General features: G+C 35.9%; 27 protein-coding genes. 14 read left to right on the plus strand and 13 right to left on the minus strand.

The features are described from left to right. Positions 1–71: 71 nt before the first annotated feature. The 6 genes from ACMA47_RS20220 to ACMA47_RS20245 form a co-directional block, all read right to left on the minus strand. Positions 72–911 carry an energy transducer TonB gene (locus ACMA47_RS20220; protein ID WP_413931225.1) on the minus strand — a complete coding sequence of 280 codons (840 nt, stop codon included), beginning with the start codon at positions 909–911 and terminating at the stop codon, positions 72–74. A gap of 28 nt (positions 912–939) precedes the next feature. Then, positions 940–1,506, minus strand: a complete 567-nt coding sequence (locus ACMA47_RS20225) for a biopolymer transporter ExbD (RefSeq protein ID WP_105701203.1) — start codon at positions 1,504–1,506, stop codon at positions 940–942. Between the two features lie 11 nt (positions 1,507–1,517). Further along, entirely contained in the window at positions 1,518–2,126 is a 609-nt protein-coding gene (locus tag ACMA47_RS20230; protein ID WP_034693033.1) for an ExbD/TolR family protein, read from the minus strand. A 61-nt stretch (positions 2,127–2,187) separates the two neighbouring features. Further along, entirely contained in the window at positions 2,188–3,051 is an 864-nt protein-coding gene (locus ACMA47_RS20235; RefSeq protein WP_034693032.1) for a MotA/TolQ/ExbB proton channel family protein, read from the minus strand. 240 nt (positions 3,052–3,291) lie between these two features. After that, positions 3,292–6,105 carry a leucine--tRNA ligase gene (gene leuS / locus ACMA47_RS20240; RefSeq protein WP_413931227.1) on the minus strand — a complete coding sequence of 938 codons (2,814 nt, stop codon included), beginning with the start codon at positions 6,103–6,105 and terminating at the stop codon, positions 3,292–3,294. Positions 6,106–6,277: 172 nt separating this feature from the next. Further along, positions 6,278–6,754 carry a lipocalin family protein gene (locus tag ACMA47_RS20245; RefSeq protein WP_034693028.1) on the minus strand — a complete coding sequence of 159 codons (477 nt, stop codon included), beginning with the start codon at positions 6,752–6,754 and terminating at the stop codon, positions 6,278–6,280. A gap of 145 nt (positions 6,755–6,899) precedes the next feature. Here ACMA47_RS20245 and ACMA47_RS20250 point away from each other — a divergent pair, with 145 nt between their 5' ends. From ACMA47_RS20250 to ACMA47_RS20260, 3 genes are read left to right on the plus strand one after another with little or no spacing between them, the layout of a single operon-like run. After that, a complete protein-coding gene (locus ACMA47_RS20250; RefSeq protein WP_413931228.1) occupies positions 6,900–7,931 on the plus strand; it encodes an acyltransferase family protein in 1,032 nt (343 codons plus the stop codon). A 22-nt stretch (positions 7,932–7,953) separates the two neighbouring features. Next, complete coding sequence (locus ACMA47_RS20255) at positions 7,954–8,709, plus strand: glycosyltransferase family 2 protein (protein ID WP_413931229.1); 756 nt, start codon at positions 7,954–7,956, stop codon at positions 8,707–8,709. Next, positions 8,709–9,335 carry a deoxyuridine 5'-triphosphate nucleotidohydrolase gene (locus ACMA47_RS20260; protein WP_413931230.1) on the plus strand — a complete coding sequence of 209 codons (627 nt, stop codon included), beginning with the start codon at positions 8,709–8,711 and terminating at the stop codon, positions 9,333–9,335. The genes ACMA47_RS20255 and ACMA47_RS20260 overlap by 1 nt, the downstream gene beginning before the upstream one ends. On the opposite strand, the gene ACMA47_RS20265 is transcribed toward ACMA47_RS20260, so the two are convergent. From ACMA47_RS20265 to ACMA47_RS20290, 6 genes are all read right to left on the minus strand, one after another. Then, a complete protein-coding gene (locus tag ACMA47_RS20265; protein WP_413931231.1) occupies positions 9,327–10,565 on the minus strand; it encodes a 3-deoxy-D-manno-octulosonic acid transferase in 1,239 nt (412 codons plus the stop codon). The genes ACMA47_RS20260 and ACMA47_RS20265 overlap by 9 nt on opposite strands. Positions 10,566–10,570: 5 nt before the next feature. Then, positions 10,571–10,915: a cupin domain-containing protein gene (locus tag ACMA47_RS20270; RefSeq protein ID WP_413931232.1), complete on the minus strand. Its 345-nt coding sequence runs from the start codon at positions 10,913–10,915 to the stop codon at positions 10,571–10,573. After that, positions 10,912–11,379, minus strand: a complete 468-nt coding sequence (locus tag ACMA47_RS20275) for a DUF1648 domain-containing protein (RefSeq protein ID WP_413931233.1) — start codon at positions 11,377–11,379, stop codon at positions 10,912–10,914. Before ACMA47_RS20275 ends, ACMA47_RS20270 begins: the two co-directional genes overlap by 4 nt. Positions 11,380–11,401: 22 nt before the next feature. Beyond that, positions 11,402–12,118 carry a C40 family peptidase gene (locus ACMA47_RS20280; RefSeq protein ID WP_034693014.1) on the minus strand — a complete coding sequence of 239 codons (717 nt, stop codon included), beginning with the start codon at positions 12,116–12,118 and terminating at the stop codon, positions 11,402–11,404. An 88-nt stretch (positions 12,119–12,206) separates the two neighbouring features. Further along, positions 12,207–12,854 (minus strand): O-methyltransferase, encoded by a 648-nt coding sequence (locus ACMA47_RS20285; RefSeq protein WP_413931234.1) that lies wholly within the window; start codon positions 12,852–12,854, stop codon positions 12,207–12,209. Positions 12,855–12,971: 117 nt separating this feature from the next. Beyond that, complete coding sequence (locus ACMA47_RS20290; protein WP_407847683.1) at positions 12,972–13,127, minus strand: CCPGW family putative bacteriocin; 156 nt, start codon at positions 13,125–13,127, stop codon at positions 12,972–12,974. Positions 13,128–13,945: 818 nt separating this feature from the next. On the opposite strand from ACMA47_RS20290, the gene ACMA47_RS20295 reads away from it, so the two are divergent. Genes ACMA47_RS20295 through ACMA47_RS20305 form a run of 3 tightly spaced genes read left to right on the plus strand, consistent with a single transcriptional unit; the run spans position 13,946 to position 16,134 of the window. Then, on the plus strand, positions 13,946–14,539 hold the full coding sequence (locus ACMA47_RS20295) for a hypothetical protein (protein WP_413931235.1): 594 nt from the start codon (positions 13,946–13,948) through the stop codon (positions 14,537–14,539). Positions 14,540–14,594: 55 nt separating this feature from the next. After that, positions 14,595–15,167 (plus strand): hypothetical protein, encoded by a 573-nt coding sequence (locus ACMA47_RS20300; RefSeq protein WP_413931236.1) that lies wholly within the window; start codon positions 14,595–14,597, stop codon positions 15,165–15,167. 4 nt (positions 15,168–15,171) lie between these two features. After that, positions 15,172–16,134 carry a hypothetical protein gene (locus tag ACMA47_RS20305; RefSeq protein WP_413931237.1) on the plus strand — a complete coding sequence of 321 codons (963 nt, stop codon included), beginning with the start codon at positions 15,172–15,174 and terminating at the stop codon, positions 16,132–16,134. 48 nt (positions 16,135–16,182) lie between these two features. Here the strand turns inward: ACMA47_RS20305 and ACMA47_RS20310 are convergent, their stop codons facing one another. Then, a complete protein-coding gene (locus ACMA47_RS20310) occupies positions 16,183–17,016 on the minus strand; it encodes an OmpA family protein (protein ID WP_413931238.1) in 834 nt (277 codons plus the stop codon). A gap of 87 nt (positions 17,017–17,103) precedes the next feature. Between ACMA47_RS20310 and tilS the strand changes: the two genes are divergently transcribed. The 8 genes from tilS to ACMA47_RS20350 all read left to right on the plus strand — a co-directional run bounded on the left by tilS (position 17,104) and on the right by ACMA47_RS20350 (position 26,715). Further along, positions 17,104–18,456 carry a tRNA lysidine(34) synthetase TilS gene (gene tilS / locus ACMA47_RS20315; protein ID WP_413931239.1) on the plus strand — a complete coding sequence of 451 codons (1,353 nt, stop codon included), beginning with the start codon at positions 17,104–17,106 and terminating at the stop codon, positions 18,454–18,456. Beyond that, complete coding sequence (locus tag ACMA47_RS20320) at positions 18,429–18,989, plus strand: RNA polymerase sigma factor (protein ID WP_413931240.1); 561 nt, start codon at positions 18,429–18,431, stop codon at positions 18,987–18,989. The genes tilS and ACMA47_RS20320 overlap by 28 nt, the downstream gene beginning before the upstream one ends. Positions 18,990–19,069: 80 nt before the next feature. Next, on the plus strand, positions 19,070–20,029 hold the full coding sequence (locus tag ACMA47_RS20325; protein WP_413931241.1) for a redoxin domain-containing protein: 960 nt from the start codon (positions 19,070–19,072) through the stop codon (positions 20,027–20,029). Between the two features lie 334 nt (positions 20,030–20,363). After that, entirely contained in the window at positions 20,364–22,433 is a 2,070-nt protein-coding gene (locus ACMA47_RS20330) for a cytochrome c biogenesis protein CcdA (protein ID WP_413931242.1), read from the plus strand. Between the two features lie 134 nt (positions 22,434–22,567). Further along, on the plus strand, positions 22,568–24,109 hold the full coding sequence (locus ACMA47_RS20335) for a T9SS type A sorting domain-containing protein (protein WP_413931243.1): 1,542 nt from the start codon (positions 22,568–22,570) through the stop codon (positions 24,107–24,109). Positions 24,110–24,416: 307 nt separating this feature from the next. Next, positions 24,417–24,944 carry a biopolymer transporter ExbD gene (locus tag ACMA47_RS20340; RefSeq protein ID WP_413931244.1) on the plus strand — a complete coding sequence of 176 codons (528 nt, stop codon included), beginning with the start codon at positions 24,417–24,419 and terminating at the stop codon, positions 24,942–24,944. A 110-nt stretch (positions 24,945–25,054) separates the two neighbouring features. Continuing rightward, positions 25,055–25,837 carry an alpha/beta fold hydrolase gene (locus tag ACMA47_RS20345; RefSeq protein ID WP_413931245.1) on the plus strand — a complete coding sequence of 261 codons (783 nt, stop codon included), beginning with the start codon at positions 25,055–25,057 and terminating at the stop codon, positions 25,835–25,837. Positions 25,838–25,908: 71 nt separating this feature from the next. Continuing rightward, positions 25,909–26,715 (plus strand): patatin-like phospholipase family protein, encoded by an 807-nt coding sequence (locus ACMA47_RS20350; protein WP_413931246.1) that lies wholly within the window; start codon positions 25,909–25,911, stop codon positions 26,713–26,715. Positions 26,716–26,717 lie beyond the last annotated feature (2 nt).

Here is a 26,717-nt window from a genome sequence, read left to right on the forward strand (position 1 = left end):
CAAAAATACCAAAAAAAATAAAAAGAGAAGCATATGCTTCTCTTTTTATTTATATTTTGAATAAATAAGTCTTATTCAAAGTTCATAGTAAATGGTACGCTATAGTAAGATCTAACGCTCTCCCCGTTTCTCTTCGCAGGAGTCCATTTTTTAAGTTTCTTAACTACACGCATTGCTTCACTGTTGAAGTCGCCATTTGGAGATTTCTCTTCAATAGTAACATTCGAAACAGTTCCGTCTTTTTCTACAACGAACTTAAGCTTCGCTTTAAGTGTTCCTTCACCTCCTTCCATCAAAGATGTATCGAAGTTATCTCCCAAGAACTTTCTTAATGCTCCCATACCTCCAGGATATTCTGCAGACTGGTCAACATCTTTATAGATCTCGTTAGGGTTGTTCGCTTTCACTTCTACTGTACTAGCTTTAGTACCTGTAGATGGTGGTGGCGGTGGTGGTGTATAAGCCGGAGCTTTTACCCCCTCCTGATTCTGTAAACCAGTTGTAGTTTCCAACTGCTTAGAAATCGGTGGTGGTGGAGTTTCAATTTTCGGAGCTTTTACAGGCTCTGGAACCACGTTCTGAATTACTTCAATTTTCTCTTCCTCTTTTGGAGGCGGAGGTGGTGGTGGTTCTTCTTCTTTAGGCTGCTCGATAATCGGATCTTCCTCGATAATATCTACTAGATCTGCCTTAACTTCTTGCTTAGGCGGAGCTGTAAGATTTTTAATCGTAAGATAGATGAACGGAGACAAAGCTGCCAAAAGGAATAATGCTGTTCCGATGATAAAAGACTTTGTTAAAAGTCTCGGATACTGATGTCTAAGATCATAGGCACCATATTCCTTGTTTCTATTTTCAAATACGATCTCATCTAAAGTAAGATTCTGACCGTATACATTTTCATCTGCCATAGATTAGATATACAATTTTATGGTTAAATTACTTTGTAGCAGCTGGTGCAGCAGCACCTCCTACTTTCTTCTCATAAATAGCTTTTTCCCAAGGTTTGATATCAGTAACTCCGTACTGCTCACTTTTGGTAATTGCCATTTCGTCAAGAATATCAACAAAGTTCTTATATATAGCATCGTCAGTTGGCTTGATGATCACGGTAAATTTCGTTTGATCTGCAGCTCTAGATTTTGCCTGCTGAATTACTTTTCTAATTCCTTCTCTGTCAAGAGTAGTTTCCATAAGAGTTTGGTCATTTAAGGATGTAGCATCCTGCTGGTGCCAAAAAACTCTATTGTTTTTTCCTAATAAGATAGAAATTGAGTTAGAAAGTTTAATTTCTGTTGGAGGTGGTTTTTTTGTTTCATCTTTCGGTTTAGCCGGAAGACCCAAATCCATAACGTTCGGTTTACTGAACGTAGTTGTGAACATAAAGAAGGTAATCAATAGAAAACCCAAGTCCACCATCGGAGTCATATCGACTCTGGTGTTTTGCTTCTTGGAACGGACCTTGCCGCCCTTGCCGCCTTTTTCTTGTACTTGTACTTCTGCCATTTCTATCGATATTATTCGTTAGGTTTACCTTCTTGTGATGTAATCAACCAAAATTTAAGAAAATCAATATCTCTTAAACCTTCAAATAAGCTTTTCACTTTAGGGTATTGTGTTGTAACGTCACCTTTAATCGCTAACTTGTAGTCAGGGTTAACGCTCAAACTTTCTTTTACCCAATCAATTAATTGCTTATTTGTACTGTCCATAGGAATTCCTGACGGACTTCTATAATTTTTCTGCTCATCTGCAGGCATATCCAAGTAACCTTTAAGCTGGTTCATTGGAACTCCAATTGCCTGAACTTTCTGGAAAGCAGCTTTTTGGTTGTTGTCAAAAGTAATACCATACTTTTGTCCCATTTTATCCAAAAGAGCAATTCTTTCTGATGCATTTTCTACTGGCTGGAAATAGAATTTTCCGTCCGGAGTAGCGTTGATAGTCATTAAACTAGCATCAGGAAGCAATTTTTCCGAAATTGAAGATGGCGGTTTGATCTGCTCCACGTCAGGTTTTTTAAACTGAGTGGTCAAGATAAAGAACGTAAGAAGTAGGAACGCAACGTCACACATTGCGGTCATGTCCGTTACGACTCCATGTCTTTTAGGTTTGACTCTCGCCATTATTATAAAATATTTTTAATTAAACTTCTTTTAATTGCTAATGCAAATATCTTGCTAATTCTTAGTTGAATTCAGCGAAAGATTGTTGGATACTCATAGAGATCTCGTCGATCTTGTAAGTTAATCCGTCAATTTTAGATGTAAAGAAGTTATAAAGGATAATAGCGATTGCTGAAGTACCAATACCTAATGCCGTGTTGATCAAGGCTTCAGAGATACCTGTAGATAGAGCAGCAGCATCTGGAGTACCACCTCCTGAACCTAATGCAAAGAACGCCTTGATCATCCCGATTACTGTTCCAAGTAGTGCGATTAGGGTTGCAACTGTACCTAGAGTAGAAAGGATCATCATGTTTTTCTCAAGCATTGGCATCTCAAGAGTAGTAGCTTCTTCGATAGCTTTGTTAAGAGCTACCATTTTCTGCTCTTTATTTAATGTAGTATCGTGAGAAAGTGCTTTGTAAGTAGTAAGACCTTCTTTTACTACGTTACCAACAGAACCTTGTTGTCTGTCACACTCTTCGATAGCTTCGTCAATTTTGTTTTGGTTTAGTAAGCTTCTTACTTGAACAACGAAGTTGTCTAAGTTTCCTTTTCCAGCAGCTTTACCAAGAACGAAATATCTTTCAAAAGAGAAAACGATTACAGTAATCATGAAAGTAATCAAGATTGGTACGATAACCCCTCCTTTGTAGATAATACCTAAAAACGATTCTGGGTGAATGTCTTTTCCTTCAACACTTGAAAAAGCTACAGAACCACTTCCTAGTTTTTCTGCATCCTTAAAGTTTCCTGGGCTACCAAGAACGAATAAATAAATACATACTCCTATAGCAAATAGAATAGGAATAATAACAGCTGGATTTAAACCTCCTGCCTTTCTAGCAACTACTTGCTCATCATTTTTTGAAACATTCATTTCCATATTTAACTAAATTATATTGTTTTAAAATTTTACAGGGTGTAAATTAAAGGCAAAATTAATTAAAATGCAAGAGTCTTAATTAAACATTTTGCTTTTTTTTGATAAAGAAATTTTAATACGATTTCGAAATAGTAATTATTTTAAATTATTTTATTTATTTTTTCCAAATTTAACATTTCAGTTAAAAAATCAAAAAAATAAGACACCCATTTTTTTTAATTTCCCAATGTTAATTTTTTTTTAAATTACGATATTCACAATACGGTGAGGGACTACAATGATTTTTTTAGGGGTTTTACCCTCCAAAATCTGTTGCATTTTCTCGTTCGAAATCACCAAATCTTCCACTTCCTTGGCAGATAATTGAGCTGAAAGCGAAATTTTGAACTTCATTTTACCATTTACACTTACCGGATACTCAATTTCGTCTTCAACCAGATAATCCTCATTCAATGCCGGGAATTGTTCAAATTCTATCGATGTACCGTGTCCTAGTAAACTCCACAATTCTTCGCAGATGTGAGGAGCATACGGAGAAATGATAATGGCAAGCGGTTCTAAAATATTGCGCTTGTTGCATTTTATTTTCTGAAGCTCGTTTACAGCAATCATAAATGATGATACTGAAGTATTGAAAGAGAAGTTTTCAATATCGTATACTACCTTCTTTATTAAGGTATGTAAAACTTTGTATTCTGCTTTTGTAGGTTCTTCGTCTGAAACTTCAAATACGTCTCCGTTGAAATACAGGTTCCAGAATTTTTTAAGGAAACCATATACTCCACTTAACCCTTGAGTATTCCAAGGCTTGGATTGTTCTAATGGTCCCAAGAACATTTCATATAATCTTAAGCCGTCTGCTCCATACTCTCCACAGATGTCATCAGGATTGACTACGTTATATTTTGACTTGGACATTTTTTCTACTTCACGGTCTGTGATGTATTTTCCGTCTTCCAGAATAAATTCTGCCTCGGCATAATCCGGTCTCCATGCTTTGAAGGCTTCAGTATCCAATTCGTCAGAGGTTCCTTTTAATAAGGATACGTCTACGTGAATCTGCTGAGTCTGGTAATCTTTAGCTAAATTTTTAGATACATATTGATTCGTACCGTCAATTCTGTATACAAATGCACTCATCCCTAAGATCATTCCCTGGTTGATCAATTTCTGGAATGGTTCATCATGGCTGATGTAGCCTCTGTCTTTTAAGAACATGTTCCAGAAACGGGAATATAATAAGTGGCCGGTAGCGTGTTCGCTTCCTCCTATATATAGGTCTACCTGGCCCCAATAATCTGCTAGTTCTTTTTTAACAAAAGTTTCTTCATCATTAGGATCCATATATCTAAGGAAGTACCATGAGCTTCCTGCCCAACCTGGCATCGTAGATAGTTCTAACGGGAAAATAGTTTTGTCATCAATAAGATCTGTAGCAACTACTTTCTGGTTAGCTTCATCCCATGCAAATTCTTTTGCATTTCCTAATGGTGGATCTCCATCTTCTGTAGGTAAGTATTTTTCAACTTCAGGAAGTTCCAAAGGTAAAGCAGAAGTTGGCAACGTGTAAGGCATCCCATCCTTATAATATATAGGAACTGGTTCTCCCCAATAACGCTGTCTTGAGAAAATAGCATCACGCTGTCTGTAGTTTGTAGTTCCATGACCGATACCTTTCGTTTCGATCTCGGAAATCATTTTTGCTTTCGCTTCATTATAATGTAATCCGTTTAAGAAATCAGAGTTTACACAAACGGAATCTTTGGAATCAAAAGATTTTTCCTGAACGTCTTCTTCCGTTTCTACCACTTTCTTGATTTCAAGATTAAATTTCTTAGCAAATCTGTGGTCACGCTCATCGTGTGCCGGAACTGCCATCACAGCTCCTGTTCCATAACCCATCAACACATAGTCTGAAATATAGATCGGCATTTTTTCATTGCTGAATGGATTGATCGCATAACTTCCTGTGAAAGCTCCGCTCACGTTTTTCACGTCAGACATTCTGTCTCTCTCCGTTTTTTTGGAAGTTTCTTCAATATAATTATCTACTTCTACTTTTTGAGCATCTGTAGTAATGGTTTCCACTAAAGGATTTTCCGGAGCCAATACCATAAAGGTTGCTCCAAAGATGGTGTCAGGTCTTGTGGTAAATACCTCAACGGTTTCATCATGACCTTCTACATTGAACTGCACCTGAGCTCCCTGAGATTTTCCGATCCAGTATTCCTGAGAATCTTTCAACGGTTGCGGCCAGTCTAATGTATTTAATCCCTGTAATAATCTTTCAGAGTACGAAGAAATTCTCATACTCCACTGCATCATTTTCTTCTGGAATACCGGGAATCCTCCTCTTTCGGATTTTCCATCCTTCACCTCATCATTCGCCAGTACGGTTCCTAATGCAGGGCACCAGTTTACTGTCGTTTCTGCTCTGTAAGCAAGACGATAGTTTAAAAGGATATCTTCTTTATCAATTTCAGAAGCATTCTTCCATTCTTCTGCAGTGAAATTTAATTCGTCGTTCTGATTAGCATTTAATCCTTCTGTTCCTTTTTCTTCAAAATGGTGAATCAAAGAATCAATAGATTCAGCCTTGTCAGTATTTTTGTTATACCACGAGTGATACAATTGGATAAAAATCCATTGGGTCCATTTATAATAAGAAGCGTCTGAAGTTCTTACTTCTCTGCTCCAGTCGAATGAGAAGCCAATTTTTTTCAACTGCTCTTCGTATCTGTTGATATTCTGTTCTGTAGTAATAGCCGGATGCTGTCCTGTCTGGATCGCATATTGCTCAGCTGGAAGTCCAAAGCTGTCATATCCTACCGGGTGGAGTACATTAAACCCTTGGTGTCTTTTGTATCTCGCATAGATATCCGATGCAATATATCCCAGCGGGTGACCTACGTGAAGTCCTGCTCCTGAAGGGTACGGGAACATATCGAGTACATAAAACTTAGGTTTGTCTGTGTTATTAGAGGTTTTATAGGTTTGATTTTCCTCCCAGTATTTCTGCCACTTTTTTTCTATCTGCTGATGATCGTAAAACACTTTGTATGTATGTTATATGTTAGACTGAATTATTTTTCTTTTTGACAAGATTCACAAAATTAGTGATTTTAAAGTAAATAGAAATTGAATTTATAATGAATTGCAATTCTACCCTCAACAAAAAAATCCCATCCGGAGATGAGATCTGTTTTATATCCTGAAGTATATACTATTATTGAGTAACTCTTTTGAAGGTATATGTTCTTGTCTGGAATATTTTTGGATCCTGAGTCTCCTCTCTTACAGCAAGATTGAGCGTTGTAGCATCCAGCGTAATAACCTTTGCATTCTGCGGCTCTACGATTCCCTGAATTTTCATCTGAACGTCTTTCCCTTCCTTATTATAAGTATAATTGAATTTTATATCTGAAAGAATAGCACACTGACCAGGTGTAGCAGTATCTCCCCAGTTCGTTTTCCCTCCTTTAGAGTCAACGCTGAACCACCATCTTGTCTGTTTCTGACAATCTGTATAAGTAATCGTGTTAGAAACCGGGTCTTCACCAACTTCTACAGTGGTAACTACTTCTTTTAACGGTTGCCATGTCCCAACAAGAGGAGCTTCCAGAACAGTATCATTGTCACTACTACAGCCTGTAGCTGCAGCAAACAAAGATAAACCTGCAAATAGTAATGCTAATTTCTTCATAGATCAATTTTTTCAAGCGCTAAAATTATAATTTTTTTGATTTATATTACTATTTTTTATGAAAAATTATTTCATCGACGATTATTTATATATATTTAAAAATAGGGACACCCCATTTTCCCTTTATTTAACAAATAATGAATACATGAGCATCGTTCATTCTATTAAAAAAGTTATTTTTGCAGGAAACAAAATACAAATGCAGGATATTACGAGAAACAATTTTGATTTTATACGTGTTCTCCTTGCCTTTATTGTCTTTCTGGGACATCTTGGCACACTCAGCGCTTCTCCTGATCTCAAGATTTTTGAGCACAGCCCTATAGAAATTGCTGTTTTCGGTTTTTTTGCAGTGAGCGGATTTCTTATTGCAAGGAGCTATGAGAGGTCTTCAAGCCTGAAAAGCTATTTAAAAAAGAGAATCAAAAGAATTGTTCCTGCCTACTTATTGGTTATTTTTTTATGCGCGATTTTATTAAGCCTGGTAAGTACTTATTCTTTCACCGAATATTTCAGCAATACACAAGTTTACAAATACCTATTTTGGAATTCATTATTTTTAAATTTTAAAGCACCCTGGCTTCCCGGAGTTTTTGGAAATCAAGCAGTGAATGGAGCCCTATGGACGTTGAAAATAGAAATGTGCTACTATTTTGCGGTTCCTTTGTTGTTTTTGCTTTTCGGAAAAAATAATAAATACAGAAATACAAGTTTGATTATTCTATACTTCTTATCACTTATTTATCTCAATTATTTTGAATCTTTAAATAAAATTTCACTTGCCAAACAGCTTCCAGGAACATTATCCTATTTTATCCCTGGAATGTTGATTTACTTTAATTTTGATAAATTCATCCAACATAAAAATATCATTTTCATCATTGCATTCGTTACGGTGTGGATTGACTTATTTTTAAAAGTTCAGCTTTTTTCTCCAATGATGATCGGGGTTATTGTAATGTACATTGCCTATTCATTCAAATTCTTAAATAACTTCGGAAAATATGGAGATTTCACCTATGGAATTTACATTTTCCACTTCCCTATTATCAGAACTTTCCAGACTTTAGGATTGTTTGAAGATTACAATCCATTTGTAATGGCTTTGGTATGTATGTTGGTGGTTATTGCGGTAGGTGTAAGCTCCTGGCATCTTTATGAAAAAAGATTTTTATAATTTTGCAGTATAGAAAACATAAATGAAAGATCTAGTCTCCATTATTACTCCCTGTTATAATTCAGCAGAATTCATCGAGGAAACCATACAGTCTGTCCTTAACCAAACCTATGAAAACTGGGAATGGCTGATTACTGATGACCTTTCCAAAGATAATACCGTTGAGATCATCCGAAAATATAATGATCCCAGAATAAAACTGCAGGTACTGGAGAAAAACGGAGGCGCAGGAAATGCCAGAAACAACAGTCTGGAAAGAGCTCAGGGAAGGTATATTGCCTTTCTGGATTCTGACGACTATTGGTATCCTGAGTATCTGGAAACGATGACGGATTATATGCAGGAGCACAAAGCAGAACTTGTTTATTGTAATTATTCAAGATGTAATGAACAGCTTCAGCCCATACTGAAAGATTTCCTGGCGGACAAAGTGGTTACATTCTCCAATCTACTAAAAACATGCCGTCTGGCACCGGTTTCTACGATGTATGACACTCAAAGAGTCGGCAAGTTTTTATTCCCTGTAAAAAGTAAACGCGAAGATCATGTAATGTGGCTGAATCTTTTAAAAGTAATTCCGGAAGGGATTCCTGTAAAAAAGACTCTGGCCAAATACAGGATGCGTGAAAACAGCGTTTCAAGAAATAAAAAAAACATCATCAAAGATCAATATCTTGTCTATAAAGATTTCATGGGATTCTCCACAGTAAAATCGTTGTATTATACAGCTAACTGGGCATTAAACGGATTCCTGAAATATTCGAAAATTTTCAATTAATGGAGTATTCAAAAGAGTTCAAAGCCGCTCTGAGTGCTTTTTCCGGAACGGAGAAGGACAAACTTATTTTCAGACTCCTGAGAAAGGATAAATTATTATCTAAAAAACTCTACTTTGAACTGATTGATCCGGAAACCACGGATGATAAAAGAAATGCCATGGAAGAGCATGTGGAGGAACAACTTCTTCTGGCTTCAAAATATGTGGGAAATGCTAAATATTTCCTGTCCACAGTTCGAAAAATAAGTGCAGAAATCACGGAACACGTTAAAATCACCACTGATAAATTCGGGGAAGTTTCTCTGAATCTTCTTCTCGTGAATAAAATATTGGAAAATAATGGTGATCTCAGCAGACAAAGGTTTGACAATGTTTACAAGCTTTATATTTATATCATCAACAAAATTTTCAAGTCATTGATTCTTGTAAAAAAGCTGGATGAAGATTACTGGATGGAAATTGATGAATATCTTCGTGATACTCAAAAGAAAATATCAGAAAACCATTATCTTCAAAAGCTGTGTACCAATAATGGTCTTGACCTCAACTGGCTGGAATGCGACAGGATTCCTGAAAACATTGATCAGATTATGAAGGAAATGAAAAGTCAGGGGTATCTACGCTAAGATTTTCTGAAGGATCATTCTGGTAGAATCAGGTTTATTATCCACGAATTTCTCTGCATTTTGAGACATTTCAGTAAGCTCTTCTCTGTTATCCTCATTCGTAAGAAATAAAACGAATTCTGAGGCTGTATATTCGTCAGGGAAAGACTTTCCGCCATTGGCCGAGATCAGGTCATCAGCTTCCGGATTCTTTTTGTAATGATTTCCAAAGATCACCGGAACACCAAAAGTAGCAGCTTCCAGAATATTATGAAGTCCGGCATCATGAAATCCTCCTCCTACAACAGCTACATCTGCATAAGAATATAATTTTGATAATAAACCAATGCTGTCTATGATCAGAATTGAAGTATTGAAAGTTGAAGGTTGAGTATTTTGTATTTCGCTGTACAGTAAAGCATCCGGGAATATATTTTTCAGATGTTCCACTCTTTTCAGATCGTGAGGTGCTATAATGAGTTTTACTGTATTATTTTTGCGGGAAACTACTTCTGCTATTTTCTCTTCTGCCTGCCATGAACTTCCGAAAACAACAGCTTTACTTTCCCCTTTGAAATCTGCAATGAAATCTACATGATTATTTCTTTCGCGGAGCTGTTTTACCCTGTCAAATCTGGTATCTCCCGTTACGGAAGACTTCGTTAATCCAACACTTTTCGCCAAAGCCAATGAAAACTGGGTCTGGTGGAAAAACCAATCTACATTTTTCTGAAGCTGCTTCACAAACCATTTTCCATAGGAAGTAAAGAAAGACTGTCTTTCATAGAACAGGGCAGAAATGACATAAATCTTTGTCCCTTTATTTTTCAATTCAGCAAGGAGATTATACCAATAATCGTATTTAACCGTAAAAAATAGTTCAGTATTAAATTGGCCTATAAATTCTTTTACAGTACTTTTTTTATCGAAAGGCAAATAACAAATAACGTCTGCAATATGTTTCTTCTTAACCACATTTTCATATCCTGATGGAGAAAAGAAGGTCACCAGTATTTTGTGTTGAGGAAAATTCTCTTTCAATTTCTCCAGAACAGGTAAGCCTTGCTCATATTCACCCAGACTTGCAGCATGCATCCAGATTACCTGGTCTGTTTTTGAAAATGCAGACTTTACTTTATTCAAAGACTGGCTTCTTCCTTCAACGCCTTTTTTAGTTTTATCATTAATTAACGCGAAAACCTTCATACCAAAGGCAAGAAGAGTGATAAATATATTGTACAGAAATGTCATTTTACTTATTCTTTAATTTCAATTCTGTCATGATCCGTGGGTGGATTGGATATGACTAAAAACTCAATTTCTTCATCTGATTCATTGGAGATAAAATGCTTTGCTTCCGGCTCAATGGATATAGATTCACCCTGTCCAACCAGGAATTTTTCTTCATTGATGTAGAATACTGCTTCCCCTTTCAGAATATAAAAAAACTGTTCTGCCACTTTATGAAAGTGCAGTTTCTCTGAAGTTCCTGCAGGCATTTTCTCCTGCTTTACGGATAAGCTTTGGGTATTTTTAAGAATCCAGCTGTCACATTGGTTTCCCCAGATATAATGTTCTGAATTATCTTTAGAATGTATCATTTGAATAGATGGGCAATAAAAAGCAATGCAGGAGTAAATAACACGACAGATAAAAAGATGGTTGCGAATGTAATTCTCGGTTTAGCCTGATCATCTATGGCATATCTGAACATATAGTCCTGAATATTCATAAAAATAACAGCCAAAAACAAAAAAAGAATTCTCAAACCAATCTTCATAATTAAAAACTGAGCATTCATATTCTGCGCTGTAATTTCTACCGGGAAATTAGTGTCTTCGGGATGTCTCATACCGTACACAAACAGAGCATATAATCCCAGAGCCAATACAGGCATCAGAAAGGCATACATTCTCCCACCAAATCCATCCGCTTTCCCTTCCATATCAAAATGTACAGGAATTCTCTCTGGCAACGTATTATAATTTTTCAGGGTAAACCACCATAGAAAAACTACCAGTCCAAAATTAAAAATATCAAAAGTTGTAAAAAGAATATTTTCCATTTCAGACGAGATTGAATTAGGATTAGATTACACTTTTCAGCACTCTCAGTTTATGAGTATGCTTATTCATTTCTTTATTGAAAATCCCTGTGGAATCCAGTGTGTCTATTCTTACTTTTCCGGAGGCATGGATGATCTTTTGATTTTCCAGCATAATTCCTACATGAATAATTTTCCCTTCTGCATTTTCAAAGAATGCAAGATCTCCAGGCTGCGTTTCTTCTATAAAAGTAAGTGCTTCACCTACCTCAGCCTGTTGTGATGCATCTCTGGGTATTTTTATATTGTGAATTTTGTAAACCAATTGGGTAAATCCGGAGCAGTCAACCGCGAAAAAACTTTTTCCTCCCCACAGATAGGGTACGTTTAGGAACTCTTTTGCTGTCAGGGCAATACTTTCACGCACATCATGACTTCTTCTTGAAGCCACCACCGGAAACTCCACTTCGGAACCCATAGAAAGTAAAGTTTTACCATCGTTCATTAATACGGAAGAAAAATCTTCGGTAACGACAGTCACTTTTCTTTTGGCCAGCTCTTCATCTGTTATAGGCTTCAGCTGCTTGGTATCCATCCATCCTTCATAGCCATCATAATGCATTTTTATTTTGGTCCAGTTTTTATCTACTTCCAAAATATCTGCACTTTCCCCAAACAATATTTCCGTAACAATTTCAGCTCTGTCAGAATTTTCTGCACGAACCGGCGCTACTGTAACAATACAAACTCCTTTATTCATTAACTCTCAATTTAAAGATTGAATAATTTAAAGATTAAAAAATACGATCTGTATCCTCTTTAAATGTTTTAATCTCTGGATATTTTAATTACTTTCTGCGAAGAAAGTTGACTCCATCACGCAAAGGTAAAATAAGATTTTCAAAATCTTCGTCTTTTGCTGCCAAATCATTTAATTCCTGGATAGACTGGGTAGATTTCAGCTTCGGATTTTCTTCCAAAACTTTACCATACCACAAGACATTATCAAAAAGGATCACTGTTCCGGATTTTGTATGCGGTTTGATCAGTCTGAAATATTCAGCATAGTTTTCTTTATCGGCATCTACAAAAATCAGATCAAAAAATTCATCTGTTTCTTTTAAATATTCCTTGGCATCCTGGAGTTTAAAATCAATCTGACCGGCATATTCGCTAGACTCAAAATATTTTTTAGGAAGATAGGCAAGATCTTCATTTACATCCAATGTTGTAATTTTTCCATCTTTCGCCAGTCCTGCTGCCAGACATAAGGTGGCATATCCGGTGAATGTTCCTATTTCAAGAATACTTTTCGGCTGCATCATCTGGGAAATAATCGTCAACAATCTTCCTTGCTGATATCCGGAAATCATATGAGGCTGTGTGGTTTTCTGATACGTCTCTCTCCTCAGCTTTTTCAGAATTTCGGATTCCGAAGAAGCGTGTGCCTCCAAATATCTGTCCATTTCAGGATTCTTTTCTTCAAAAAAACTCATACCATTTTAATTTAAACAAATTTAAGGATTTTAAAGCTAGTTTTTAAACCCAATAATAAGATACAAAAAAAGAGAGAAATTAATCCCTCTCTTTTTCTTAGCCAGATCTAAATTTTATTATACAGCTATACAATATTGTCTTATACCAGCACAAACCCATCCTGGGCAACACTTTGTTTGTGGACTAGTACAAAATATCTGTGGATTACACCCATTAATAGCACCTTGTACAGTCTTCATTTCTCCTCTTGAAAGTTTTTTTAAATTTTTCATAATGATTTTAGTTTAGTATTAGTTTCCTACTCTTTAGATTTTCGGACACCTCTTTTATTATTTCCTTTAATGGAGATTTAAATATACATATTCTTTTATTATTCAACTAATTATACACACTAAAATCACTTATTTAATAAATAAAAACCTAAACTTCAGTGAAAACCCCATATAAAATACCGTGAAAACACGGGTGTTATTTTTGTGGTATTAGTTATAAGTTTGCAATAAGAATAAGGGGTAAAAACACTAAGAGAAAACAAGATGATTGCAGGAGAGACACAAACTAACCATGAGAATCACAAAAAAGTTGTACTGAAAAGTAGAACTGATTCTTCTGCAGCAAAAAGTAAGACAGAAATATCCACTTCATTTTTGCAACGAATTATTTCACTCCTGAAAAAGGAAGAATTAATTTGATTAAAAAATAAATCCCGGCCACCTTCGGGATTTATTTTTGCTTTATACTCAGATATTCCCTCTCAGGTTATTTCAGATTAAAAACCTCATACTCATTTTTCCCAACATCTGTTCAACAGAACTTCACTACGTTCATTGTCTAGTTCATTCTCAGAACTCATATTGTAAGCCACAATACAGCAACTTAAAATATCCAAGAATAGCTATTACTATTCAAAAACGCTGATTCATATTTCAGTTCACAAGTCAAAATCCTCATAAAAAAACAGGAAAAACACCTGTATTTGACCGCTCATATGCCTCTACCTTTGATATAAGTTTTCCAACCATGAAACATTCAAATAAAGGAGGCACCCGAAAATCCTAAAAAAGAGTAGGGATATTTTAAAAACAACCACATGAAAACAAAGACTTTATTATTAATCGGAGCAATAGTGGGACTTGTTATGATATTTTCCCAGCTAAAACCTCAGGAAATGTCTTTTTATAAAGAAAAAGGCAATTACATTGTAGACCATAATTACATCCTGAAAGATGTGAAAAAAATTTCTGACGAAGACATGAAAAGTTTATTAAGTCTTCAGAAACTTCATCAGAACAGTTTGGGTACCAATTTCATTATCTATAAAATCAACAGACAGTATGTAATCCGCGGATGCTTAATGAAAGCAAATATCGACTGGAAAAAGTATGGAGATCTAAGAGAAAAAGTAGAAGGAATTCTAAAAAAATATGGAGCTAAAGAATTGGGAGCAGATTATTATGCTATTCAAAACAACCAGGTTGCAACCAATGCAGCTTTGCTAAGCCAGAAAGATATTGCCTCTTTAGGCAGGTTAACAGTTAGAGGAGCAGAAGAATACACCATCTGTCCGCCAACGATGGGAAGAAGAAATCTTACCAATGTGATTATAAAATCTTACAAAGTTAATACAGCCATTGATCCAAGAATCAATGTAAAACTGAACAGCGTATTGATGAATTACAAATAACCTAAAAAGGCTGTTTTTAGTCCGAAAACAGCCTTTTTTTTTTAAATCTTTTGCCATGAAAAGAAAGCTTCAGTTATCCGGAATTTTTATGATCCTGCTGGTGGTTTTCACCATTGGTCTGAAAGGAACATTTGATGGATATTATGGTTTTTATTATGAAAATAAAGACTATAAAAAACCGCTGGTATATACTATTTCCGAAGACATTGCCCAGTCAAAACCCGTCAATATATTTACTTCTTACACAGGTTTTGATACAGGATATGGTTTCTACGCACCCAATGTTGCCAGTGACTTTGTCATGAGCTTTGAATTAAAAGATCAGAATGGTAATATCCTTGAACAAAAAAATCTACCTTATTTTAAGAACAAAGAGAGCAGAGTGAGATACACAACTGTTTTTAACATGTTTCTTGATAAAATTTCCGATAAAAATAAATACGACAAAAAGTATTATCAGTATCTGGATATCATTATCAGACAGATCGCTGCCCACGTAATGAAAGAAAATCCGTTAGCATCCAGTGTAACGACAAAGCTTTATCTGTACAACTACCCTACTATTGCAGATTTCAAAAAAGGAAAAACGAATGAAAATCTTATTCTTATTGATGAATTCAAATACTAAAGTGATGAAAAATCTGAATACATTCTATACCAAAATTGAAAATTTCTTTTTCAAACAAGATAATCAAACGGAATTCTTAAGTTTCTTTCGGATTGCCATAGGAATTGTAATCCTTCTACAATTTACTGCGGTGCTGCCGGATTTTGAAAAATTATTTTCAAGCAGCAGTATTATTCCACAGGATATTATGAGTGTTTTTACACCAGACTGGCTGATTACCTTCTCAAAAATAGTAAGCTTCTTACAAACTTTCGGGATTGAAGAAAGTACAACAATAGCAATAACCAAGGTATCATTTATAACCTTGTGTATTTTAATCATCACCGGATTTTATTCAAGAATTTCTGCATTATTGTTACTTATCCTGCAGATTGCTTTGCTTAAGGGAAGTTCTTTTTTTGCCTATGGTGCAGATTTTTTCACAAGCATGTCCTTATTTTATCTGATTCTTTTTCCTGCTGACCAGCATTTTTCACTGAGAAACTGCATTTTCAGAAGAAAACCTGGAAATACCAATATTACTCCAGTTAAAAGATTATTTCAGATCCATATCTCTATTGCTTACTTTTTTTCCGGGCTTGACAAAGCGTTAGGGTTCAACTGGTGGAATGGTGAATCTATCTGGAAAGCCATTCATCTGCCCTATTCCAACAGAGACCTGAATATTGATTTCAGCTGGCTGATAGAACATTCTTATATTCTGAGCTTGATTGGATGGAGTACCATTATTATTGAGATGTGTTATCCTTTCTTTATCTGGTACAAACCCACACAGAAAACATGGCTTTTCCTCACCATCTCCATGCATATAGGAATTGCACTGGTTTTGAATTTATATTATTTTTCAGCCATTATGATCGTCTGGAATATCACCAATTTTTATTTTGAACAGTCTGCTAAAAAGACAGTCACTTCTTCAAAGAAAAAAATACAGGCAGATTATATTCCCAAACAGGTTGGGTCATAAAAAAATCCCAAATTGCTTCGGGATTTATGATGATATAGGGTTTAGTCATTATTTCTTAGGAGCGATATCCATCAGTTTCATAAACTCATCAAGTTTAGGCATAATGATGATTTCCGTTCTTCTGTTTTCTCCTCTACCTGAAACGCTCATGTTAGTCGCTTTCGGGTTGTATTCAGAACGTCCACCAGCTGTAATTCTTGCCGGATCTACTCCAAACTGAGTCTGAAGAACTTTAGCAACCGAAGTACCTCTTAATGCAGAAAGATCCCAGTTGTCTCTTGGAAGATTCGGAGAGTTCAACGGAGCGTTATCCGTGTTACCTTCGATCAATACAGAATATTTGTCGTAATCGTTGATTACTTTTGCTACTTTACCTAACACTTCCTGAGCAGCAGGCAAGATATTGTAATCTCCTGTTTTGTATAACATTTTATCAGAAAGAGAGATCATTACTACTCCTTTCAATACTTTTACCTGTACATCTTCATCAGATACATTATCCAAAGATCTCTTCAGTTTATTAGATAATGCCAGGTTCAGGCTGTCATTTTTAGCATTACTGGAGATCAATTGCTTGATATAAGAATTGGAAGCATTGATTTCGCCTACCAGTTTATCAATGTTAGCAGAACTTTTTCCTGTATTGGACAGACATGCATCAAGTGATGATTTTAAAGCATCGTGCTGGCTTTTCAACAAGTTGTTTTCACCTGCCAATGCAGAGTTCTGAGATTTCAAATCCTGAATTTCTCTCTGTCTTTCTCCAATATTTTCAATACACTGCTTATAGTTTGTGCTCAAAGCATCATACTGCTTTTTGCTGACACAAGATGTCATCCCCAGCGCCATTGCAGAAACTGCTAAAATTTTTAAAATCTTCATAAATAATCATTTTTAGACTACTCAAAGTTAGGAAAATTCAATTGAATTATATCGGTTATCTTTGCATAAAAGAAATTCTCAACATCTATGTTGGATCAATTAGCCTTCACCAATCAATTAAAAAATCTCGTTCACGAACCGGAAAATCACACCTATCTGCTGGCTGTAAGCGGAGGAGCAGATTCTATGGTTCTCGCCTCTTTGTTCAGGGATTTAGTGCAGAAAATTCAGGATTCCAGGTTCCGGTTTCAGGTAGCTCATATCAATTATAAACTTCGTGGTAATGATTCGGATCTGGATCAGAAAACAGTGCAGGATTTTTGTGAGAAAAATCATATAAAATTTCATTTGTATGAAGTTTCGGAAAAAGATCATAAACCCGAAAATTCTATTCAGCTTTGGGCAAGAGAACTTCGATACGCTTTTTTTAAAGAAATTCAGGAAAAAGAAAAGCTGGAATTTCTCGTTACCGCCCATCATCTCAATGATCAGCTGGAAACTTTCATCATTAATCTTTCCAAAGCTGCCGGCATTAATGGATTGAGTGGAATTCCATCGAATGATAATAATATCCTTCGTCCTCTTTTAAATGTTTCAAAAAAAGAAATTTATCAGTTTGCTGAGCAGAATACTATTGAATTTCGCGAAGATCTTTCTAATAAAAAGAGTGATTATCTGAGGAATAAGATCAGGAATGAGATTGTTCCGATGCTGATGGAAACCAACGATCATTTTCTGGAAAACTTCAGAAAAAGTTCTTTATATCTCAATCAGACTAAGGATTTTGTTCAGAAACAGATTCAGGAGATAGAAAATAATCTTACAGTATTTAACCAAAACTATAAAATCTTATCAAAGGAAAAGCTGGATCAGGAAAGTGATTTCGTCAAATTTGAAATCTTAAAAAAATACGGATTCAATCAGGAGGAAGAAATACCGAAAATTTTTAAAGCAGAAAACAACAGCTCTTTCTTTTCAAAAGAATATCAGTTGATTGTCAACCGTGATGAACTTATTTTTATTGATAAAAGCGAAGAAAAGGAAACTCCGGAAGAAATAGTACTGATCAAAAATTTTGATTTTTCCAAAAACCAGATCAGCATCAATCTCGTAGATGATATTGAAAACAATGAAGAAATCCTCAAAGAATTTGAATGGGATTTCGATGCTGAAAAGCTTCAGTTTCCACTCCTTTTGAGAAAACAACAGGATGGAGATGAATTTTATCCAACAGGGTTTTCAGGGAAAAAGAAGGTTTCTAAATTTTTTAGGGACGAAAAATTATCTGCTTTGATCAAGGAAAAGATCTGGTTATTGTGTGACTCCGGAAACCATATTTTGGGGGTCATCCCTCTCAGACAGGATCGCAGGTATCAGGCAGACAGAACTACTCAAAAAAAGATAACTGTAACGTGGACAGAAAAACAACTAATTCGTTAGCTGTTGATGATTTTAAGAAAGACAGCAATATAGCTTTTGGAATTTTATACCAACAGTATTTTGGTTATACTCAGAAATTTATTCTGAACAATAAAGGTAATCTGGAAGATGCAGAAGATATTTTCCAGGATGCATTACTCATTCTTTACGAAAAACTGAATGCTGATGACTTCAAAGTTCAAACCTGTCTGGGAAATTATATTATCGGAATTGTAAAAAATCTGTGGTTTAAAAAACTAAAAAACAGAAACTTTTATATAGAGTCTCCTGAAAACTATTTCATGGAACATCAGCAGGAAATAAGTACGGCCATTGAAAATGAAAGGTATTATTGGGAAAAACTGATGGGTTATATCAAATCGATCTCTTCACACTGTCAGAATCTCATCCATGATATTTTTATTGAAAATAAAAGTATGGAAGAAATCCAGAATAAATACCAGTATTCAAGCAAACATAATGCTCAGAACCAAAAATACAAATGTGTAGAGCAGATCAAAAAGATTAAAAACAACAGCACTTTTTCTACCTGAAAATCAATCCATTAAATAAAATACGTTTATGTATGGGTGATTTTTTTATGAATCAGGGAACATAATAAGAAAAGAAATATATGTTCAAAAAAATCGTATTGAGCCTTCTTATACTAGTAGGAATTTCATTTAACGCACAAAGCGCAGGCATCAATTTTCAAAAAATTGATTTGGAAGCCGCGAAAAAAATCGCAGCAAAAGAGAATAAACTGATCTTCATTGATCTGTTCACCACATGGTGCGGACCTTGCAAGCTCATGGCAAAAAACACCTTCACTGACCCAAGAATCGGAGAGATGTTCAACAAAAATTTTGTAAACCTTGCCATAGATGCAGAAAAAGAAGGGCTAAGCCTGGCCAAAGAATTTAAAGTGGTAAACTATCCTTCCTTTTTATTTCTGGATTCAAAAGGAAAACTGGTTCAATATGATTTCGGATACTATAATCCTGAACAGTTTTTGGAAGTAGGAGCATCTGTCCTGAAAAAAAAGATGTCTCAACCCGGCAAAACTTTAGATCAGGTAAAAGGAAAAATGATAGGTGATAAAATTGATAATTTCAATGCAAAAGATCATTTAGGAAATACATTTTCATCATCAAAGGAAAACAAAAAACTGGTGATCGTTTTTATCCGTGGACAATGGTGTCCGTATTGTAACAAATATATTGAAACATTACAAAATCTGGCTCCGGAGCTGAAATCGAAAAACGCAAGACTTGTTATTATTTCTCCCGAAAAACCGGAATTTATAGAGAAGACGATCAGCAAAACAAAGACAGACTATACTGTTTTATATGACGAAGGATATAAAATCGCAGAAGCATTTGATGTTCTTTATACTCCAGACAGTGAAACACTTAATTTCTACAACTCAAAATTAAAGGAGGATTTCGCTAACAGCAGATCAGATCATTCCGGAAGGCTTCCTGTATCGGCAACCTTCATCCTTAATGAGGGGAATGAAATTACATGGAGACATTTTGATCCGGACTATAAAAACAGAGCATCCGTAGAAGATATTTTAAAAAATCTGAATTGATTTTCTCAGAGATTTTTTGCTCTTGAAAAGATCCTCATCATCATACCAAGTTGGCAAAATTGAAAAAATCTATAATCATTTTGAATGATAAAATAAGTAACTCTTCTATTGCGATTAGGGCAGAAGACAAAATATTTTAGGGATCAGGCTTAAAAAAAGAAAGTTTCTAAATTTTTTAGGGACGAAAAATTATCTATTTTAGCGAGGCAAAAAATCTGGACACAGACTCATTAGGAATAATACTGTATTTGACAGCTTTCCTTTCAGGTAAGACAGAAGATTTGCAAAGAATGAGAAAACGAAATGGAGTCTCAAAACTTTAATGAAATGAACAATGAAATTTAGAAATTGGTTTTTATTAATTCTACTATTTTTAGCGACAGGAATTAATGCGCAGATAAAAAATCCTGTAAAGTTTAAATTCACCATCAACGATCTGGGGAACAATCAATACGAAGCGGTATTGAATGCTACCATGGAAAGCGGATGGCATATTTACTCAAAAGACTTACCGGAAGATACCGGAATTCCGACGGAGTATAAAGTAACAGGAAAGAATATTGAGTTGATCGGAAAATTTACCGAAGTAGGTAAAAAACATGAAGAGTTTTCTGAAGCATTTGGAGGAACAATTGTTTTCTATTCGAATTCTGCTGGATTTAAGCAAAAATTTAAATTAAAAGATCCGACAAAACCCGCAGATGTCACTTCTGAGATTACGTATCAGACCTGTGACGACAGAGTTTGTCTGGCTCCCAATACATTAGAATTTAATCAAAAGGTTACGCCAAAAGGGGCAACGGAAGAGGCTACGACCGAGGAAACTGCAGGTCCTGCAAAAGACTCTGTAAAAATAACTGAGACGGTTACTGAAAATCCTGCAAAAACAGAAGCTACGATCACAGAAACTTCAAAACTGGATCCTAAGCAGCTGAAAATTGAAAGTATTGATTTCAAAAACCCATTGACGGATTGCGGTACTGCCTCTACCAAAGTGGATGAAAACTACTGGACGTATCTATTCCTTGGATTTATCGGAGGATTAATTGCTTTGCTTACGCCATGCGTTTTCCCAATGATTCCACTAACGGTTTCATTCTTTACAAAAGGAAGTAAAGACAAAGCAAAAGGAAAAAGAGATGCGCTTATTTATGGGTTTTTCATTCTTCTTATCTTCGTTTTATTGAGTATTCCTTTCCATATTATTGATGGAATTGCCGGAAATATTTTCAACGAGATTTCTACCAGCGTATGGTTGAATATTGCTTTCTTTATTATATTCATCTTCTTTGCCGGAAGTTTCTTCGGGTATTATGATATCACTCTACCAAGTTCTATTGCCAACAAATCTTCTAAAGCGGAAGAAGCAGGTGGAATTATCGGTATTTTCTTCATGGCTTTGACCCTGGTGATTGTTTCTTTCTCTTGTACAGGACCTATTTTAGGAAGTTTACTGGGAAGTGCAGTAACGGGTTCTACAAACGTTCCTATGCTGTTGACATTTGCGTTGGCAGGATTCGGGCTGGCATGGGCGATTATTTTTGGATTGCTGGCATTATTCCCGCAGGCATTACAAAGTCTTCCTAAGTCAGGAGGATGGATGAATACGGTAAAAGTTGTTTTAGGATTCGTAGAGCTTGCATTAGCATTGAAATTCTTATCTAAAGCAGATCTTGTATCCAAAACATTCTTCTTAAAAAGAGAACTTTTCATTGCGATCTGGATTATTATCGCATTAGGGTTAGCAATCTATTTATTAGGATTGATCAGATTCCCTCATGATGATAAAAAGCCTAAAATCTCTATCACCAGAAAAATATTAGGGGTATTGGGAATTGGTTTTGTGATCTATCTGGTTCAGGGGTTAATCCCATCTGACCGTCCGAAACTTCAGTTATTAAGCGGAATTTTGCCTCCATTGAACGTAAGCTATTTCCATGATGAAAAAGACGGAATTTTAGGAATGCATCCGGAACACGACTTCTTCAAAGCAATAGAACTGGCTAAAAAAGAAGACAAACCTATATTGATCGACTTCACAGGATACGGATGTGAAAACTGTAGAAAAATGGAGGAGTTTGTATGGAGCGAACCGGACATCTTGCCAATCTTACAGAATGATGTTGTATTAGCTTCTCTATATGTAGACGACAAAGAAGAACTTCCTGAGGATCAGAAAACCAAAATTGACCTTGGAGACGGACAGATCAAAAAGGTAAAAACAATTGGGGACAGATGGAGTTTATTCCAACAGGTAAATTTCAACAACAACTCTCAGCCTCACTATGTTTTAATCACTCCTGACGGAAAGGTTATCAACACACCTGTTTCAGGATATATGCCTAAAGAGGATTTCAAAAAATTCCTTGAATGCGGGGTCAATTTCTACAAAAAGAATAAATAAATTATTTACATATCATTTAAAACTCACACTTTATCGTGTGAGTTTTTTGTTTTCATGAATTAAATAAATAATAAAACACCAAACGTAGTGTAAAATTAATTACATTTGAATAACCATCACTTATTCAAATACATATGAGATATTTAACATCTACTTTTTTATTTTTTACTTTTTCAATACTCACAGCACAGACTGCTCCTTCCATAGAATGGCAAAAAGCACTAGGAGGCACTCAGGGCGAATCTGCCAATGCAATTCAACAAACCGCTGACGGAGGGTATATTGTAGCGGGAAACTCAATGTCAAATGATGGAAATATTACGAACCACGGAGATTCTGATTACTGGATTATAAAGTTAAATGCCTCAGGAACTATACAATGGCAGAAATCATTAGGGGGAAGTCTCTATGACAGTGCCAATTCTATTCAACAGACAACTGACGGAGGATATATTGTGGCAGGAGAATCCTCCTCTACCAACGGAGATGTGACAGGGAATCATGGAAATGTCGATTACTGGATTGTAAAATTAGATTCCTCAGGAACTCTACAATGGCAAAAATCATTAGGTGGAACTAATGAAGACAGAGCAAAATCTGTCAGGCAAACCTCTGACGGCGGATATATTGTAGCCGGAGAATCTGACTCTACGGATGGAGACGTGACAGGAAATCATGGAAATCCCGATTATTGGATCGTAAAATTAGATCCCTCAGGAACTCTACAATGGCAAAAATCATTGGGTGGAAGTTCTTATGAAAGGTGCAATTCTATCCAACAAACATCAGACGGTGGATATATTATTGCAGGAGCATCTGCCTCTACTAATGGAGACATTACAGAAAATCATGGAAACGAAGATTTTTGGATTGTAAAATTAAATTCCTCAGGAGCTCTGCAATGGCAAAAAACATTGGCAGGAAATCTTGCTGACTCTGCAGAATCTATCCAGCAAACATCAGATGGTGGATATATTGTGGCCGGTGGATCTACCTCTGCAAACTCTGAAATTCCAACAGTTTTTGGAATTTCCAATTATTGTGTGGCAAAATTAGACGCTGCCGGAAATACGATATGGCAAAAATACTTTGGCGGTGCTGGTAACGATTATGCCTATTCTGTAAAGCAAACTTCTGATGGCGGATATATAGTGGCCGGCGGAACTTCTTCTGTAAACGGAGATGTAACAGGAAATCATGGAAGTAATGATTACTGGATAATAAAGTTAGACCCTTCAGGAGTTTCACAATGGCAAAAGCCGCTGGGAGGAACCGCTTTTGATGATGCCTACTCTATTCAAAAAACAACTGACGGAGGATATATAGTCGCAGGCCAAACTTTTTCCACCGACGGGGATGTGACAGGACATCATGGTTCAATAGATGCCTGGGTAGTTAAATTAAGTGCGGAACAATTAGGCATCTCCGAAAGTCAGAAAATGAATCAGCCTAACCTCTACCCTAATCCGGCAAAAGATTTCTTTTATGCAGATAACCTACCTCAGGAAAGCAATATTGATATTATCGATATGTCGGGAAGAAAAATTTTCTCACAAAAGTATCATGAGAAAAAAATAAAAATCAATACTTCCGCATTCTCAGAAGGAATCTATATTGTACAGATAAAAAGCAAAGAGGAAATCATTCTCTCAAAGAAAATAACAGTCAGCAGATAATTTATTGCCCCATACTTTAATCATTCGGGAGAAATAACGTCAATAGATTATTTTTTCAGCCTAAAAAACTCACCCATTACTGCGTGAGTTTTTTTGTTTACTTCTTCAGCTGATTAGGTTACTTGCCCAAACCATAAAGTCATGACTTTCATTTTCAAACAAAATGAAAATAAATGGGAATGCTTGAAAATAAATCACAAAAACAATCAATAGATTCATGAATCTATTGATTATTCCGCAAACAAGGCACGCTTGTTGTAAGAATTTTTCAAAAAAAACACCGTTTAACATTTAAAAATTTTTAATCATGGCAGAAGTAATTGCACAAGAGAAACAAGGCGGAAAGCAAAAGAAAAAAATGATCCGCGTGGACATGACTCCTATGGTAGATCTGGGATTCCTACTCATCACCTTCTTTATGTTCACCACTAATTTTACAAAACCTAACGTAATGGATTTAGGATTACCGGCAAAAGATCATAATCCCAACCCACTCCCAACTGATCATGTTATCGGAGATCAAAATCAGATTACCTTTATCCTTGGAAAAGACAACCGGGTATTTTATCATCAGAGCAATCAGAAAGACCTTAATACAGGAAACCTGAAAGAAACAGATTTCAGTGGAATAAAAATTTCAAAGATCATTGCTGAAGCGTATAAAAATGCTCCTGTACCCAACAATTTCACAGTGATTGTAAAACCAACGGATGAGGCCAATTACAAAAATTTTGTAGACATGCTGGACAACCTTGCTATTTCTAAAAAAGAAAGATATGGCGTAACAGACATCAAGCCTTGGGAAACAAAGGTTTATAAGGAATTAACTCAATAAAAGACAAGGGCATTTTTTAAATGCTCTTTTTTTGACTAAATTTGAAAGGAGAAACAGATCTGCAGCATGCAACCTGCTGTATTATTTTTAACCTTCTAAATTTTGGAATCATGCTGAACTTTGAAAGAAAAGGAAACGGAAAAGAAACGTTGGTACTTCTTCACGGATTTATGGAAAACCTATCCATCTGGAGCGATATGGAACATCATCTTTCCAAAGATTTTTCACTGCTCAAAATTGACCTTCCCGGCCATGGACAGTCTGAAATTCTGGCTGAAGTCCACACCATGGAACTGATGGCTGAAGAAGTAAAAAAAGTATTGGATGACCAGCATTTAGAAAAAATACATCTTCTGGGACATTCTATGGGAGGATATACGTCTCTTGCTTTTGCAGAGAAGTATCCCAACTCTTTAAAAAGTCTCACTTTATTTTTCTCTACGTATTTCCCGGATGATGAAGAGAAAAAACAACAGCGTATCAAAAGCTACAGAATCATCAAGGATGCGTTTGCCCATTATGCAAGAGCCGGAGTACCCAATTTATTCAATCCGAATGAAAGAGACATTCTGGAAGGAAAAATTGAAATCGCTCTTGAGACAGCCCTTTCCACCAACAATTTAGGCGCGCTTGCCTGTGTGAAGGGTATGGTAGAAAGAACCGATAAAAAGCATGTTCTGGAAAACCTTGAAGCTAAAATCTTAGTATTGGCGGGTAAACATGACAATGCTGTAAAAACCGATATGATGATTAAACATCTTCCGGACAGAACAAATATCAAATCTTATATCCTGGACTGCGGCCACAACGGCCACTGGGAAAAGCCAGGAATCTGCGCAGAAATCATCAATACGGAACTTCTTCACAATCTTCCTAAAAAACTGGTTTTATAAAACAGGCAACATGACAAATTAAGCTGTGCATAACAAAAAATCCTGTATATTAGTAGAGGATAATTTTGGTAATGGCTTTATTTTCATTCAAAAAAAAGAAACCACCGGCACCACCGGTTATCGGACTTACACTTTCAGGCGGAGGAATGCGTGGGATTGCTCATATTGCCGTACTGAAAGCGCTGGAAGAATATAATCTGAAACCACACATCATCTCCGGAACCAGTGCAGGTTCTATCATTGGTGCTTTTTATTCTTTTGGAAAAACACCGGACGAGATGATGGAAATTGTAAGACAGACTTCTTTTTTCTCAAGATCATCTTTAAAATTATCCAAAAACGGAATTTTCAGTTCCAATTTTATTTTAAAACTATTCAAAGATTATTTCCCGGAAGACAATTTCAGTATTTTAGGAATTCCGATGTATGTAGCTGCCACGGAAATGACACATGGCATTGTAGACTTTTTTTCTGAAGGAGAACTTTTTGGACCATTGCTGGCATCTTCCAGTGTTCCTTTTATTCTTCCTCCAGTAAGAATCGGCGAGAAAATTTATGTGGATGGTGGCGTTCTGGATAATCTCCCTATTGAACCCATCATGGATAAATGCAATTTTCTGATTGCTTCTCATGTCAACTCCATCAGCTATGATGAATTAAGCAAGATGAGCCTGATGAAAGAATTTGACAGAATTCTCCACTTAGCGATTGCAAAGTCGGTCTATTCTAAAGCAAAATACTGCAATATCTTTTTGGATCCGCCCAAAATGACGAAATACAGTCTTTTCAACAAAAGATATATGGATGAAATGTTTCAGCAGGTGTACGATTATACCTGCCAGGAGCTTGAAGAAAAGGGGTTTCGTAAAAGTATTTAGAA

The organism is Chryseobacterium sp. T20 (assembly GCF_047345655.1).
GTDB lineage: Bacteria > Bacteroidota > Bacteroidia > Flavobacteriales > Weeksellaceae > Chryseobacterium.